The following is a 15623-nucleotide window of genomic DNA, read 5'->3' as shown; positions in this document are numbered from 1 at the left end:
CGGGGCGCCCGTCTCCGGCCCGGTACTGTGTCATGGCCATGTCTTCGCCTACCTTGCGCCCCGCTGACCCTGTCGGGGCCGCGCTGGGCTCGTTGGCCGACCACGTCGGCGCCGCGCTGCCGTCCGAGGCCCAGGCCGGTGAGCTGCGCGTCACCGGTGTCACGCTGAGCAGTCGCGACGTCGTCGCCGGTGACCTGTTCGCGGCGCTGCCGGGATCGGCCGCCCACGGCGCGCGGTTCGCCGCCGACGCCGTCGCGGCCGGCGCCGCCGCGGTGCTGACCGACCCGGAGGGGCGGGAGCTCCTGGACGTGGATGTGCCCGTCCTCGTGCACCCCGACCCGCGGGCGGTCCTAGGGGAAGTTGCCGCCGAAATTTACGGCCGGCCCTCGGAGCGGCTGCGCGTCATCGGCATCACCGGAACGTCCGGCAAGACCACGACCACCTATCTGGTGGAGGCGGGGCTGCGCGCCGCGGGACGGGTGGCCGGGCTCATCGGCACCGTCGGCATCCGGATCGACGGGCGCGACCTGCCGAGCTCCCTGACCACCCCCGAAGCGCCGGCGCTGCAGGCGCTGCTGGCCACCATGGTCGAACGCGGTGTCGACACCGTCGTGATGGAGGTGTCGAGCCACGCGCTGTCGCTGGGCCGGGTGGACGCGCTGCGCTTCGCCGCCGGCGGTTTCACAAACCTGTCGCGCGACCACCTCGATTTCCACCCCACCATGGACGCCTACCTGGACGCCAAAGCCCGGCTGTTCCAACCTGATTCGCCCAACCATGCCGAAGTGTCGGTCGTCTGCGTGGACGACGACTGGGGCCGCAAGATGGCGGCGCGGGCCGCCGATCCGGTGACCGTCAGCACCACCGGCGACGCCGACTGGACCGTCACCGACATCGAGGCGGACCGCGGCGGCCAGCAGTTCACCGCCGTCGGGCCCGACGGCGCCCGGCACGCGCTGCGGATCGGCCTGCCCGGCGGCTACAACGTCGCCAACGCGCTGCTCGCGGTGGCACTGCTCGACGCCGTCGGTGTCACGCCTGAGCAGGCGGCACCCGGACTGGCGACCGCCACCGTGCCCGGCCGCCTGCAGCCCATCGACCGCGGCCAGGACTTCCTGGCCCTCGTCGACTACGCGCACAAGCCCGGCGCCCTGGAGGCGGTGCTGCAGACGCTGCGCCCGCAGACCCAGGGCCGCCTGGCGGTGGTGTTCGGCGCCGGCGGCAACCGGGATGCCGGAAAGCGCGAACCGATGGGACGCATCGCCGCGGAACTCGCCGACCTGGTCGTGATCACCGACGACAACCCGCGTGACGAGGATCCCGACCTCATCCGGGCCACCATCGCCGCGGGCGCCGCCGACGGTTCGGCCGAGGTGGTGGTGATCGGTGACCGCCGGGCCGCCATCGACCACGCCGTCGCCTGGGCGCGCGCGGGCGACACCGTCCTGGTGGCGGGCAAGGGCCACGAGTCGGGCCAGACCCGCGCCGGCCAGACCCGGCCCTTCGATGATCGTGATGAGTTGGCCGCCTCGCTCGATGCGGCGGCCGGGAAAGCTGGGGAGTCACCCGCATGATCGACCTGACCCTGGCAGAGATCGCCGACATCGTCGGCGGCGAACTGTCCGACATCACGCCGGAGGCTGCCGCCGCCACGCGTGTGACGGGCACCGTCGAATTCGACTCGCGGGCTGTCACCGCAGGCGGGCTGTTCCTGGCGTTGCCGGGCGCCCGGACCGACGGACACGACTTCGCCGCGGGTGCGGTGGCGGCAGGTGCCGTCGCGGTGCTGGCGGCCCGGCCGGTCGGCGTGCCGGCCATCGTCGTGAAACCGGTTGCCGGACAGGTCGATTCGGCCTCGGGCGCGCTGGAGCACGACACCGACGGCTCGGGTGCCGCGGTGCTGGCGGCCCTGGGCAAGCTGGCCCGTGCCGTGGCCGACCGGCTGACCGCCGGCGGTCTGCGGATCATCGGCGTCACCGGCTCGTCGGGCAAGACGTCGACCAAGGACCTGCTGGCCGCGGTACTGGCGCCGCTGGGTGAGGTGATCGCGCCGCCCGGATCGTTCAACAACGAGCTCGGCCATCCGTGGACCGTGCTGCGCGCCACCGGCGACACCGACTTCCTGGTGCTGGAGATGTCCGCGCGGCACCCCGGCAACATCGCCGCGCTCGCCGAGATCGCGCCGCCGTCGATCGGTGTGGTGCTCAACGTCGGCACCGCGCATCTCGGCGAATTCGGTTCACGCGACGTCATCGCCGCGACGAAATCCGAACTGCCGCAGGCTGTCCCGGCATCCGGTGTCGTCATCCTCAATGCCGACGATGGTGCCGTGTCCGCCATGGCGGACGTCACCCGGGCCCGGGTCGTGCGGGTATCCCGCTCGCCGGGCGCCGACCTGTGGGCCGGTGACGTCACCCTCGACGAGTTGGCCCGCCCGCGCTTCACCCTGCACGCGGGGGAGCAGCAGGTTGACGTCGCTCTGGCCGTGCACGGCGACCACCAGGTGTCCAACGCGCTCAGCGCCGCCGCCGTCGCGCTGGAATGCGGCGCGACGCTGCCGCAGGTGGCCGACGCGCTCGCCGGCGCCGGCCCCGTCTCGAAGCACCGCATGCAGGTCACCACCCGGGCCGACGGCGTGGTCGTGGTGAACGACGCCTACAACGCCAACCCCGACTCGATGCGCGCGGGCCTCAAGGCACTGGCCTGGATGGCCAAGTCGGCGCGCGCCGAATCCGGCGCGCCGGTGCGTAGCTGGGCGGTGCTCGGCGAGATGGCCGAACTGGGTGACGACGCGATTGCCGAACATGACAGCATCGGTCGACTGGCCGTGCGTTTAGATGTGTCACGACTGGTCGTCGTCGGAACCGGGAGGACTATGGGCGCCATGCAACACGGCGCGGTGATGGAAGGTTCGTGGGGCAGCGAGGTATCGCCCGTCCCCGATGCCGAAGCCGCGCTTGATTTGCTGCGCGCCGAGCTGGAGCCCGGCGACGTCGTGCTGGTCAAGGCCTCGAACTCCGCGGGGCTCGGCGCGCTGGCCGAGGAGCTGGCACGGGAGGGGCAGGCATGATCCAGATCCTGTTCGCCGTCGGTATCGCGCTCGCGGTGTCGATCGTGCTGACGCCCGTGCTGATCCGGCTGTTCACCCGCCGCGGCTTCGGTCACGAGATCCGCGAGGACGGTCCGGCCAGCCACCAGAAGAAGCGCGGGACACCGTCGATGGGTGGCGTGGCGATCATCGCCGGCATCTGGTGCGGGTATCTCGGTACCCACCTTGTCGGCTTGCTGGTCGACGGCGAGGGGCCGTCGGCCTCGGGCCTGCTCGTGCTCGGTCTGGCCACGTCGCTGGGTGCCGTCGGCTTCATCGACGATCTGATCAAGCTCCGCCGGGCCCGCAACCTGGGTCTGAACAAGACCGCCAAGACCGTCGGCCAGCTGGTGTCGGCCGTGCTGTTCGGCGTCCTGGTGCTGCAGTTCCGCAACGGCTACGGGCTGACGCCCGCCAGCGCCGGCCTGTCCTACGTGCGCGAGATCGCGACCGTCACCCTGGGCCCGCTGCTGTTCGTGCTGTTCATCGTGATCCTGGTCAGCGCGTGGTCCAACGCCGTCAACTTCACCGACGGTCTGGACGGGCTGGCGGCCGGCGCGATGGCGATGGTCAGCGCGGCGTATGTGCTGATCACGTTCTGGCAGTACCGCAACGCGTGCGCCACCAGCCCGGGACCGGGCTGCTACAACGTTCGTGACCCGCTGGACCTGGCGCTCGTCGCCGCCGCGACAGCGGGCGCATGCATCGGCTTCCTGTGGTGGAACGCCGCACCGGCGAAGATCTTCATGGGTGACACCGGCTCGCTGGCACTGGGCGGCATCATCGCCGGCCTGTCGGTGACCAGCCGGACCGAGACGCTGGCCATCGTGCTCGGCGCCCTGTTCGTCGCCGAGGTGACCTCGGTCGTGGTCCAGATCCTGGCCTTCCGCACCACGGGACGGCGGGTGTTCCGCATGGCGCCGTTCCACCATCATTTCGAGCTGGCCGGCTGGGCCGAGACCACGGTGATCATCAGGTTCTGGTTGCTCACTGCCATCGCCTGCGGGCTCGGGGTGGCGCTGTTCTACAGCGAATGGCTGTCGGCGGGTGGCCGCTAGACACGCGGCTCCCAGCCGACATTCAGCATTTGCGCGGTGGTGCCCGAGGCCGCTGTTAGGGTTCGCGCCATGAGTGTCGAGAAATACCTGGTCGGGCCGGTTGTCGTGCTGGCGGGCGCGGCGCTGATCGCCGGTTGCGGCGGTTCGGACGGCAAGTCCGGGAGTGGTGGCCAGGCCGCGGCGAAGTACGACATCTCGAAGGTCGGCGGTGCCAAGAGCAGCCTGCCGCCGGGTTACGACCCGATGGATCTGGAGGCCGACACCGTCACGCAGGAGAAGCTGGACGCACCTGGTGTCGGCGCGCTCACCACAACTCCGCCGTCGATCGTCACTCCCGCCGAGTGCGCGTCGCTGCTCAAGCCGCTCGCGCCCGCCGGCGTCGGCGCCAAGACCGCGGGCTTCATCGGCAGCAACCAGGAGGGCCACACCGTCATCGTGATGGCGGCGGAAGCGGCCGGCACCGTCGGCGAACTCGGCCACGCGGGCTGCGATCAGTTCACCGTCGACTCGACCGACGGCGTCACCGCAACGGTCGACCGCGTTCCCGGCCCCGACATCGCGGGCGCCAAGACCATGGGCGTACAGGCGCACATCGCCGCCAATGGCAAGGCCATCGAGGAGACCACCTACACCGCCGTCCTGGGGGACAAGACGGTGGCCGTCGTCCAGGCCGACGTCGATCCGCAGGTCGCCAAGGAGTTGCTCGTCAAGGCGGTCGCGGCGATCAAGAGCTGATTTCTCCGACGCCGCGGCCGCCGCGAATGTAACCAGGCGGCGGCAGAACGCGCCGAATCTCGCCGTGACGTCGCATTCGTGACGGCGCGCCGCTGACCGTGCGCCCGCGGCGCAGTGTCAAGGAGCCACGGGGGCCTCGCGGGCCGTGTGATGAGGGACTCCTGGCAAATCGCCCCATTCCGGCGACACGCGCCGGATGTGCCACGCCCTGCGGGTGCGACAGGGGAGGATTTTGGGATGCAAGGGACAGTTGTGGTTTCTGTGACCAATGTGAACGACGAGGTCGGGTAGTCACATGCCGGACATCCTTGCAAAGCTGCGCCGGGGCAAAGCCGGCCCGGAAACGCCGCAGGCCCCGGACGAGAAGAACCCGAGCGCCTCCGACGCCGGCGGCAAAGACGCGGGCAAAGACGCGGGCAAAGACGCGGCCGCGGAGTCGACGGCGAAGGCCGCTCAACCCAAGCGGCAGGGCCCCCGGGCCCGGTTCGGGGCCTGGCTGAGCCGGCCGATGACGTCGTTCCACCTGGTCATCGCCTGTGCGGCACTGCTGATCACCCTGGGTCTCACCATGGTGCTCTCGGCCTCGGGCGTGCACTCGTACGACGAGGACGGCTCGCCCTGGACGATCTTCGCCAAGCAGGTGCTCTGGACCGTCATCGGCCTCATCGCGTTCTACGTCGCGCTGCGGTTGCCCATCGCGTTCATGCGCCGGATGGCGCTGCCGGCGTTCATCGTCAGCCTCGTGCTGATCGCCCTGGTGCTGATCCCGGGCATCGGCCACCTGTCCAACGGCGCCCGCGGCTGGTTCGTCGTCGCCGGTTTCTCGATGCAGCCGTCCGAGCTGACCAAGATCGCCTTCGCGATCTGGGGTTCGCACCTGCTGGCGACCCGCCGCATGCAGCACGCCGGCTGGAAAGAACTGCTGTTCCCGCTGGTCCCCGCGGCGGTGCTGGCGCTGGGCCTGATCGTGGCCGAGCCCGACCTCGGGCAGACGGTGTCGGTGAGCATCGTGCTGCTCGGCCTGCTCTGGTACGCCGGTCTGTCACTGCGGATCTTCCTGAGCTCCCTGGTCCTGTGCATCGGTGCGGCCGCGATCATGGCGGTCTCGGCCGGCTACCGCTCCGACCGCGTGCGGGCGTGGCTGGACCCCGACTCCGACCTGCAGGGCATCGGTTATCAGTCGCGGCAGGCCAAGTACGCGCTGGCCAACGGCGGCATGTTCGGTGACGGGCTGGGGCAGGGCACCGCGAAGTTCAACTACCTGCCGAACGCGCACAACGACTTCATCTTCGCCATCATCGGTGAGGAACTCGGCTTCATCGGCGCCGCGGGCCTGCTGGCGCTGTTCGGCCTGTTCGCCTACACCGGTATGCGCATCGCCCGCCGGTCGGTCGACCCGTTCCTGCGGCTGCTGACCGCCACCACCACGCTGTGGGTGGTCGGCCAGGTGTTCATCAACGTCGGCTACGTGCTCGGCCTGCTGCCGGTCACGGGTATCCAGCTGCCGCTCATCTCCGCCGGTGGAACCGCAACGGCCACAACGCTTCTGCTGATCGGCCTGATCGCCAATGCGGCGCGCCACGAGCCCGAGGCGGTGGCCGCGTTGCGCGCCGGCCGCGACGACCGGATGAACCGGATCCTGCGGTTGCCGCCGCCCGTGCCGTATTCGCCGACCACGCTGGACTCGGCCCGGGACCGGCTGCGTGGCCGCGGCGACAAGCCGGTCCGCAAGCCTGCCGCCCGGCAGGCCAAACCCACCAAGCCGGCAAAGCCCGCCAAGGCTGCCCGCCCCACCCGGCAGGCCACCCGGCAGGAGCCGCCGGGCCGGCAGCGCCGGACCGACGCCCCGCGGCGCACGCGACGCACCGAGGAACCGGACCGGCGGTCGGACCGCGCCCGCCGAAACCCCGTACCGGCCGACGGTGCCGGACGGCGTGCAAGGCAAAATGGTGACCTCAAGGGTCAACAAAGACGTGACCCGCGCCGGTCGGACCCGCGGGTCCGCACATTGGAAGGTCAGCGGTACGGGTGAGTGTGAGTTCGGGCCGGAGCGACGGGGGAGGGCCCCGCATCTCGGTGGTTCTGGCCGGAGGCGGCACCGCAGGTCACATCGAACCCGCGATGGCGGTCGCCGACGCACTGGTGGCGCTGCGGCCCGATGTCCGGATCACCGCCCTCGGCACGGCCCGCGGGCTGGAGACCCGGCTGGTTCCCGAACGTGGCTACGACCTCGAGTTGATCACGCCGGTTCCGTTGCCGCGCAAACCTTCTGCCGACCTGGCGCGGCTGCCGCTGCGGGTTCGCGCCGCGGTGCGTGAGACCCGCGACGTCCTCGACGCCGTCCAGGCCGACGTCGTCGTGGGCTTCGGCGGCTACGTCTCGCTGCCGGCCTACCTCGCCGCCCGCGGTGGGGGACTGCGCCGGCGCCGCACCGTCCCGGTCGTGGTGCACGAGGCCAACGCCAGCGCGGGCTGGGCCAACAAGGTCGGCGCCCGCTCGGCGCGCCGGGTGCTGGCCGCGGTACCGGATTCGGGTCTCAAGGGCGGCGAGGTCGTCGGCATCCCGGTGCGCGAGTCCATCACCTCGCTCGACCGGGCCGCGTTGCGCGCGCAGGCCCGCGAGTTCTTCGGATTCGCCGACGACGCCCGCGTGCTGCTGGTGTTCGGCGGCTCCCAGGGCGCGCAGTCGCTCAACCGCGCCGTTTCCGGTGCGGCGAAAAGCCTCGCCGCGCAAGGTGTTTCGGTCCTGCACGCCTACGGCCGCAAGAACACCCTCGAGCTGCCGGAGCCGGCGCCGGGCGCGCCGCCGTATGTCGGGGTGCCGTACCTCGACCGCATGGATTTGGCTTATGCGGCTGCCGATCTGGCCATCTGCCGGTCCGGCGCCATGACCGTCGCCGAGGTCAGTGCCGTCGGTCTGCCCGCGGTCTACGTGCCGCTGCCGATCGGCAACGGCGAGCAACGACTCAACGCACTCCCGGTGGTCGACGCCGGCGGCGGCCTGCTGGTCGACGACGCCGAGCTGACCCCGGACTTCGTCACCGAACGGATCGGAAACTTGATGCGCGACACCGCCGCACTGGATCAGATGACGACGGCGGCCGCGCTGGCCGGCCACCGTGACGCGGCCCGGCGGGTGGCGCAGATCGCCCTGGAAGTCGCGGGCGTCGCGGCCGGATCGGATGCCCGGTGACGGCGCGGGAGCTGCCACCCGAGCTGGCCCGGGTGCACATGGTCGGTATCGGCGGTGCCGGGATGTCCGGCATCGCCCGGATTCTGCTGGACCGCGGCGGCCAGGTGTCCGGTTCGGACGCCAAGGAATCCCGTGGTGTCGCGGCGCTGCGGGCCCGCGGGGCCGAGATCCGGATCGGGCACGACGCGTCGTCGCTGGACATGCTGCCGGGTGGTCCGACCGTCGTGGTCAGCACGCACGCCGCCATCCCCAGGGACAACCCTGAGCTGGTGGAGGCCCACCGGCGCGGCATCCCGGTGATCATGCGCCCGGTCGTGCTCGCCAAGCTCATGGACGGCTACCGCTCGGTGCTGGTGACCGGCACGCATGGCAAGACCACGACGACGTCGATGGTCATTGTGGCGTTGCAGCACAATGGTTTTGACCCGTCGTTCGCCGTCGGTGGCGACCTGGGTGAGGCCGGCACCAACGCGCACCACGGCAGCGGCGACTGTTTTGTCGCCGAGGCCGACGAGAGCGACGGCTCGCTGCTCGAATACACGCCCGACGTGGCGGTGGTGACCAACATCGAGGCCGACCACCTGGACCACTTCGGCAGCGTCGAGGCCTACACCGCGGTGTTCGACGACTTCGTGGCCCGGCTGCGTCCCGGGGGCGCGCTGGTGGTGTGCGCCGACGACCCGGGCGCCGAGGCGCTGGCCCAGCGGTCGGTGGAGCGCGGCGTTCGCGTGCTGCGGTACGGCATGGGTAGTGCGCAGCGCACGGATCTGGAAGCCACGCTGCTGACCTGGCAGCAGCAGGGCACCGGCGGCGTGGCCGCCATCCAACTGGCGGGCGAGCCGCACCGCCGGGGCATGCGGCTGTCGGTGCCGGGCAAGCACATGGCGCTCAACGCGCTGGCCGCGCTGTTGGCGGCCCGCGAGGTCGGCGCGGATCCGGAGGCCGTGCTCGACGGTCTCACCGGGTTCGAAGGCGTGCGGCGCCGCTTCGAGGCGGTCGGAACCGCTTACGGCGTCCGGGTTTTCGACGACTACGCGCACCATCCCACCGAGGTCCGGGCGACGCTCGAGGCGTTGCGGGCGGTGGCCGGCACGTCGCGCTCCATCGTGGTGTTCCAGCCCCACCTGTATTCGCGCACACAGACTTTCGCGAAGGAGTTCGGCCAGGCGCTGGATCGTGCCGACGAGGTGTTCGTCCTCGACGTGTATGCCGCGCGGGAGGCCCCGCTGGCCGGCGTCAGCGGCGCGAGCATCGTCGAACACGTCTCGGCCCCGGTGCATTACGTGCCGGACTTCTCCGCGGTCGCCGAGCAGGTGGCGGCCAAGGCCGGTCCCGGTGACGTCATCGTCACCATGGGCGCCGGCGATGTCACGCTGCTGGGCCGCGAGATCCTGACCGCGCTGGAGATCAAGGCAAACCGCGCAGCTCCGGGACGGCCCACGCCGTGACCGTGGAGGACGGCTCGGGGGAGCCGGCTGCCGAACCTATTGCGGCGCAGGACGACACGGTGCCGGGCGAGGTCGCGGCGGAGGTGGCGCCGGACGCGGCGGCAGAAGCGCCCGCGGACGAGGCGGCGCCGGACGCCGCGTCGGCCGATCCCGCGTCACCCGACTACGAGGGGCCCCGTCGCCGTGCCCGGCGGGAGCGGGAGGAACGCCGCATCGCGCTGGAGCGGGCCAGGGCCCTGGAGCAGGCGCGTCAGGAGGCCCGGCGCCGGGCGGCGGGCCTGTCCGAGCAGCCGAAGGCGCCCACGCGCGGTGTCATCCGTGGACTGAAGATGTTGCTGTGGTCGGCGGTGACGGCCGTCGTCGCCGTCACGCTGGGTCTGGTGCTGTACTTCACGCCGATCATGGCGGTCCGGCACACCGTGGTGACCGGTCTGGCGAGCCTCACCGAAGACGAGGTGAAGGCGGCCGCCGCGGTCAAACCGGACACGCCGCTGCTGCAGGTCAACACCGACGCGGTGGCCGAACGGGTCGCCACGATCCGGCGGGTGGCCAGCGCCAGGGTGCAGCGGGAGTACCCGTCCACGCTGCGGATCACGGTGGCCGAGCGGGTCCCGGTGGCGGCCAAGGAGTATCCGGACGGTCCGCACCTGTTCGACCGCGACGGGGTGGATTTCGCGACCGAGCCGCCGCCGCAGGGACTGCCGTACCTCGATGCCGACAATCCGGGGCCGAAGGATCCGGCGACGCTGGCGGCCCTCGAGGTTTTGTTGTCGCTGCGTCCTGAGGTGTTCAGCCAGGTCGCGCGGGTTGGGGCGCCGTCGGTTGCCGCCGTCACGCTGACGCTGAACGACGGTCGTGAGGTCATCTGGGGGACCACCGACCGCACGGAGGAGAAGGCGCTCAAGCTGGGCGCGCTGCTCACGCAGCCGGGGCACACCTATGACGTGTCCAGTCCCGACCTGCCCACTGTGAAGTAGCTCATCGACTTCCCGTCGCTGTGCTCGTCCGGGCCGAGAAAAATCGCGTGAACTCTCGGCGCGCCTGCACGGCTGCGGCGCGGCCGCACCCTACCGTTCTGTTTGCGCGGAACAACTTGACATAACTCTAACCCTATGGTTGAGGTTTAGGGTTTTGATTCGAGAAGTTTTGCTCAGGACAAACCGAGCCAGGGAGGAAGACGTCAGATGACACCCCCGCATAACTACCTCGCCGTCATCAAGGTGATCGGTGTCGGCGGCGGCGGCGTCAACGCCGTCAACCGCATGATCGAACAGGGCCTTCGCGGCGTCGAGTTCATCGCGATCAACACCGACGCGCAGGCGCTGCTGCTCAGTGAGGCAGACGTCAAGCTCGATGTCGGTCGCGACTCGACCCGTGGCCTGGGTGCCGGCGCCGACCCCGAGGTGGGACGCAAGGCCGCCGAGGACGCCAAGGACGAGATCGAAGAGCTGCTGCGCGGCGCCGACATGGTGTTCGTCACCGCCGGCGAGGGTGGTGGCACCGGCACCGGTGGCGCGCCCGTCGTCGCCGGCATCGCCCGCAAGCTCGGCGCGCTGACCGTCGGTGTGGTGACCCGCCCGTTCTCGTTCGAGGGCAAGCGCCGCTCGAACCAGGCCGAGCTGGGCATCCAGGCACTGCGCGAGAGCTGCGACACCCTGATCGTCATCCCCAACGACCGCCTGCTGCAGATGGGCGACGCCGCCGTCTCGCTGATGGACGCGTTCCGCAGCGCTGACGAGGTGCTGCTCAACGGTGTGCAGGGCATCACCGACCTGATCACCACGCCCGGCCTGATCAACGTCGACTTCGCCGACGTCAAGGGCGTCATGAGCAGTGCCGGCACGGCGTTGATGGGTATCGGTTCGGCCCGCGGTGACGGTCGTGCGCTCAAGGCCGCCGAGATCGCCATCAACTCGCCGCTGCTGGAGGCGTCGATGGACGGCGCCCAGGGCGTGCTGATGTCGGTGGCCGGCGGTAGCGACCTCGGTCTGTTCGAGATCAACGAGGCCGCGTCGCTGGTGCAGGACGCCGCGCACCCCGAGGCCAACATCATCTTCGGAACCGTCATCGACGATTCGCTGGGCGACGAGGTCCGGGTCACGGTCATCGCGGCCGGGTTCGACACCGCGGGTCAGAGTCGTAAGCCCGTCACCTCGGCGGTGCCGGGTGCGACGGCGACGCCGGCTGCTGCCGGTGGCGCGCACCGGGCGCAGACCTTCGGCACGGCGAGCGCCGGCAAGGTCGGTGCCTTCAACGCCGACCCGGGTACCGTCCCGGCGGCGACCAACGGTGTGACGGTGAGCGTCGGCGGCCGCGGCGACGACGATGACGACGTCGACGTGCCGCCGTTCATGAAGCACTGACGGTGACCGAGTGGCGCGGATACGCCGGATAAATTTGTCATCGTGACGTTCCGTATCCGCAGAGTGACTACGACGCGTGCGGGCGGGGTCTCGAAGGCCCCGTTCGACACGTTCAACCTGGGTGACCACGTCGGCGACGATCCAAAGGCCGTGGCGGCCAACCGGACTCGGCTGGCCGAGGCCATCGGGCACGGCCCGCTGGTGTGGATGAACCAGGTGCACGGTGACCATGTCGAAGTTGTCGAGGGCCCTGGAACTGGAGCCGGGGGAGCCTACGACAACACCGACGCCCTGGTCACCGCGACACCGCGGCTTCCGCTCGCGGTGATCACGGCCGACTGTGTGCCGGTCCTGTTGGGTGATGCGCGCGCCGGTGTGGTGGGCGCCGTGCATGCCGGACGGGTCGGCGCGCAGAAGGGCGTGGTGCTGCGCACGGTCGAGGCGATGCAGAAACTCGGTGCGCAGGTGCAGGACATCTCGGTGCTGCTCGGTCCGGCGGTCAGCGGCCGCAATTATGAGGTGCCCTACGAGATGGCCGACGACGTCGAGGCGGTGCTGCCGGGCAGCATCACCACGACCGCCCGCGGCACGGTGGGTCTGGACCTGCGGGCCGGCATCGCCAAGCAGTTGGCCGGCTTGGGTATCGAGGCCATCGACATCGACCCGCGCTGCACGGTCGACGATCCGAATCTCTTCAGCCACCGACGTGGCGCCCCGACCGGGCGGCTGGCGTCGGTGGTGTGGATGGAATGACCAGCACGCCGCGCGAGGCCGAACTGGCCGCGTCGCTGGCCCGGATTCAGGAGCGGATCGACGCTGCCGCGGCAGCCGCCGGCCGGGATCGGGCCGACATCGAATTTCTTCCGGTGACCAAATTCTTTCCGGCGAGTGATGTTGTTGCGCTGTTCGGATTGGGCTGCCGGGCATTCGGTGAATCCCGGGAGCAGGAAGCCTCAGGCAAAGTCGATGAGGTGTCGGGCGTCTTGTCGGACAAGAAATTGATCACAGCGCCGGGCGAATTGTTGGATGCGTCATCGAACATAGAGTCGAACAATGCAATTCGATGGCACATGATCGGCCGAATTCAACGCAACAAGGCGCGGGCCGTGGCGCGCTGGGCGGCGGTGGCGCATTCGGTCGATACCGGGCCGTTGATCGCGGCGTTGTCCCGCGGCGCGGTCGAGGCGCTGGACCAAGGCCGCAGGTCCGAGCCCCTGCAGGTCTACATCCAGGTCAGTCTGGACGGCGATCCGGCGCGCGGCGGCGTCCCGGTGGACCGGCCCGATCTGGTGGACGATCTGTGCGCGGCCGCGCACGCGGCCCCGGGCCTGGGTTTGGCGGGCCTGATGGCGATCCCGCCGCTGACCAGCGACGCCGAGGCGGAGTTTGCGCGGCTGGAGGCTGAATTGCTCAGGGTCCAAACGCAATACCCCCACCGGCTGGGGCTCTCCGCGGGCATGTCCAACGACCTGGAAATCGCGGTGCGACACGGGTCAACGTGTGTGCGTGTCGGTACCGCGTTAATGGGACCGCGTCCTCTAACGTCACCATGAGTAGTCACTCCAGTCACACTTACATCACAGTCACCAGACACCACATTCTTAGCTAGGGGCATCCGATGAGCACACTGCACAAGGTCAAGGCCTACTTCGGTATGGCGCCGATGGACGACTACGACGACGAGTACTACGACGACGAAGACCGTCCATCGCGCGCCTACCAGGCGCCGCGCCGCCCCCGCGACGAGCGTTTCGAGGACGACGACTACGGCCGTGGTGAGCCGCGCGGCTACGACGACCGCATGGGCCGCGAATACGAAAGTGCCCCAATGGGTTACCGCGGTGGCTACGACGAGATGCCGGCGCGCGGCCCGCGCGAGTTCGAGCGTCCGCGCTTCAACACCCTGCGTGGTGCCACCCGTGGTGCCGTCGCCATGGAGCCCCGCCGCATGGCCGAGCTGTTCGAGGCCGGCAGCGCCCTCGCCAAGATCACGACCCTGCGTCCCAAGGATTACAGCGAGGCCCGCACCATCGGTGAGCGCTTCCGTGACGGCACCCCGGTGATCATGGACCTGGTGTCGATGGACAACGCCGACGCCAAGCGCCTCGTCGACTTCGCCGCCGGCCTGGCCTTCGCGCTGCGCGGCTCGTTCGACAAGGTCGCCACCAAGGTGTTCCTGCTGTCGCCGGCCGACGTCGACGTCAGCGCCGAGGAGCGTCGCCGCATCGCCGAGGCGGGCTTCTACAGCTACCAGTAACACCTGCGCAGCTTCACGCAAGACCCCTTCGGCCCCCGGCCGGAGGGGTCTGCGTTAGGTAGGCTCGCTCCCAAGCGCCGACAGCAGTCGGCGCTTTTCCCGCGCTAGTGAGGTCTGTTGCATTGACCCTGTTCTTCGACATTCTGGGTTTTGCGCTGTTCGTCTTCTGGCTGCTGTTGATCGCCCGCGTGGTGGTGGAGTTCATCCGCGGATTCAGCCGGGACTGGCAGCCGAGGGGACTGACCGTGGTGATCCTCGAGGCGATCATGACGGTGACCGATCCTCCGGTGAAGCTGTTGCGGCGCTTGATCCCTCCGCTGACCATCGGGCCGGTCCGGGTCGACCTGTCCATCGTGGTGCTGCTCATGGTGGTGTTCATCGGCATGCGGCTGTCGTTCGATCAGGTGGGGGCCTGAGCGCGACGTTCCCCTGACCTGCAGAAGCGCATTAATTACATTTATGTAATTAATGCGCTTCTTTCGTTTTGGTCAATTCGCGCCGCGCGTCGGGCCGCGTTGCCGAATTCCAATGAAACATTGAAATTCGTTCTTAATTCCGGACCTCGCCTGCAACCGACGGGTCTGCTGTGACAGGATGGACGCCAGTTACTCCACGATCGCTCTACACTTTGATCGCTCTACACTTTGACACCGATTGACGGTCCAGACTGCAAGGGGGCAGAAGATGCCGCTAACTCCGGCTGACGTCCACAACGTCGCATTCAGCAAGCCGCCGATTGGCAAGCGCGGTTATAACGAGGATGAGGTCGATGCATTCCTCGATCTCGTCGAGACCGAGCTGACTCGGCTGATCGAAGAGAACAGCGATCTGCGGCAGCGGGTCGCCGAGCTCGACGCCGAGCTCCAGTCCGCCCGCACCGGCCAGCCGGTGGCGGCTCCGGTCTTCACCCCGCCTGCGCCGGAGCCCGAGCCCGTCGCGGCGCCCGCGCCGGCGGCCGCTCCTGTCGCCGCGCCGGTCGGCGAGGACCACCACGTCCGCGCGGCCAAGGTGCTGAGCCTGGCCCAGGACACCGCCGACCGTCTCACCAGTTCGGCCAAGGCCGAGGCCGACAAGACCCTCGCCGACGCCCGGGCGCAGGCCGATGCCCTGGTCAGCGACGCCAAGCGCACTGCCGAGACCACGGTCGCCGACGCCAAGGCGCGCGCCGAGGCCATGCTGGCGGACGCGCAGACCCGTTCGGAGGCCCAGCTGCGTCAGGCCCAGGACAAGGCCGACGCCCTGCAGGCCGACGCCGAGCGCAAGCACACCGAGATCATGGGCAACATCAACCAGCAGCGCACGGTGCTGGAAGGCCGCCTCGAGCAGCTGCGCACGTTCGAGCGCGAGTACCGCACCCGTCTCAAGACCTACCTGGAGTCCCAGCTCGAGGAGCTCGGCCAGCGCGGCTCTGCCGCTCCGGCGGATTCGGCGGCCGGTGGCGAGGGTGCTGGCTTCGGCCAGTTCAACCGGGGCAACAGCTGA

14 protein-coding genes are annotated in these 15623 nt (G+C 69.9%); all 14 read left to right on the top strand.

Going from position 1 to position 15623, the window contains the following annotated elements; translation table 11 throughout:
- Window positions 1-38 precede the first annotated feature (38 nt).
- Complete coding sequence (locus ACJH6J_RS11325) at window positions 39-1574, top strand: UDP-N-acetylmuramoyl-L-alanyl-D-glutamate--2,6-diaminopimelate ligase (protein ID WP_371824535.1); 1536 nt, start codon at window positions 39-41, stop codon at window positions 1572-1574.
- A complete protein-coding gene (murF, locus tag ACJH6J_RS11320; RefSeq protein ID WP_212812069.1) occupies window positions 1571-3070 on the top strand; it encodes a UDP-N-acetylmuramoyl-tripeptide--D-alanyl-D-alanine ligase in 1500 nt (499 codons plus the stop codon). Before ACJH6J_RS11325 ends, murF begins: the two co-directional genes overlap by 4 nt.
- A complete protein-coding gene (gene mraY / locus ACJH6J_RS11315) occupies window positions 3067-4146 on the top strand; it encodes a phospho-N-acetylmuramoyl-pentapeptide-transferase (protein ID WP_212812068.1) in 1080 nt (359 codons plus the stop codon). The genes murF and mraY overlap by 4 nt, the downstream gene beginning before the upstream one ends.
- A 69-nt stretch (window positions 4147-4215) precedes the next feature.
- Window positions 4216-4881: a DUF5642 family protein gene (locus ACJH6J_RS11310; protein WP_212812067.1), complete on the top strand. Its 666-nt coding sequence runs from the start codon at window positions 4216-4218 to the stop codon at window positions 4879-4881.
- Between the two features lie 295 nt (window positions 4882-5176).
- Window positions 5177-6913: a putative lipid II flippase FtsW gene (gene ftsW, locus ACJH6J_RS11305; RefSeq protein WP_212812066.1), complete on the top strand. Its 1737-nt coding sequence runs from the start codon at window positions 5177-5179 to the stop codon at window positions 6911-6913.
- Window positions 6910-8073, top strand: a complete 1164-nt coding sequence (murG, locus tag ACJH6J_RS11300) for an undecaprenyldiphospho-muramoylpentapeptide beta-N-acetylglucosaminyltransferase (protein WP_256445356.1) — start codon at window positions 6910-6912, stop codon at window positions 8071-8073. Before ftsW ends, murG begins: the two co-directional genes overlap by 4 nt.
- Before the next feature lie 38 nt (window positions 8074-8111).
- Window positions 8112-9521, top strand: coding sequence for a UDP-N-acetylmuramate--L-alanine ligase (gene murC / locus ACJH6J_RS11295; protein ID WP_371824567.1), 1410 nt, complete (start codon window positions 8112-8114; stop codon window positions 9519-9521).
- On the top strand, window positions 9518-10498 hold the full coding sequence (locus ACJH6J_RS11290; protein WP_305798713.1) for a cell division protein FtsQ/DivIB: 981 nt from the start codon (window positions 9518-9520) through the stop codon (window positions 10496-10498). Before murC ends, ACJH6J_RS11290 begins: the two co-directional genes overlap by 4 nt.
- Before the next feature lie 207 nt (window positions 10499-10705).
- Window positions 10706-11884: a cell division protein FtsZ gene (gene ftsZ, locus ACJH6J_RS11285; protein ID WP_212812064.1), complete on the top strand. Its 1179-nt coding sequence runs from the start codon at window positions 10706-10708 to the stop codon at window positions 11882-11884.
- A 42-nt stretch (window positions 11885-11926) separates the two neighbouring features.
- The gene (gene pgeF / locus ACJH6J_RS11280; protein WP_082371024.1) at window positions 11927-12637 is read left to right on the top strand and encodes a peptidoglycan editing factor PgeF; all 711 of its coding nucleotides are present in this window, start codon (window positions 11927-11929) and stop codon (window positions 12635-12637) included.
- On the top strand, window positions 12634-13437 hold the full coding sequence (locus ACJH6J_RS11275; protein WP_212812063.1) for a YggS family pyridoxal phosphate enzyme: 804 nt from the start codon (window positions 12634-12636) through the stop codon (window positions 13435-13437). Before pgeF ends, ACJH6J_RS11275 begins: the two co-directional genes overlap by 4 nt.
- 65 nt (window positions 13438-13502) lie before the next feature.
- The gene (locus tag ACJH6J_RS11270; RefSeq protein ID WP_212812062.1) at window positions 13503-14141 is read left to right on the top strand and encodes a cell division protein SepF; all 639 of its coding nucleotides are present in this window, start codon (window positions 13503-13505) and stop codon (window positions 14139-14141) included.
- A 122-nt stretch (window positions 14142-14263) separates the two neighbouring features.
- Complete coding sequence (locus ACJH6J_RS11265) at window positions 14264-14557, top strand: YggT family protein (protein WP_020103629.1); 294 nt, start codon at window positions 14264-14266, stop codon at window positions 14555-14557.
- Between the two features lie 268 nt (window positions 14558-14825).
- Complete coding sequence (locus ACJH6J_RS11260; RefSeq protein ID WP_212812061.1) at window positions 14826-15623, top strand: DivIVA domain-containing protein; 798 nt, start codon at window positions 14826-14828, stop codon at window positions 15621-15623.

Origin of the sequence: Mycobacterium sp. SMC-18, from assembly GCF_045310895.1 — a bacterium.
Classification (GTDB): Bacteria; Actinomycetota; Actinomycetes; order Mycobacteriales; family Mycobacteriaceae; genus Mycobacterium.
The sequence above is the reverse complement of the archived record's forward strand: the minus strand, read 5'-3'. Positions and strand labels throughout refer to the sequence as shown.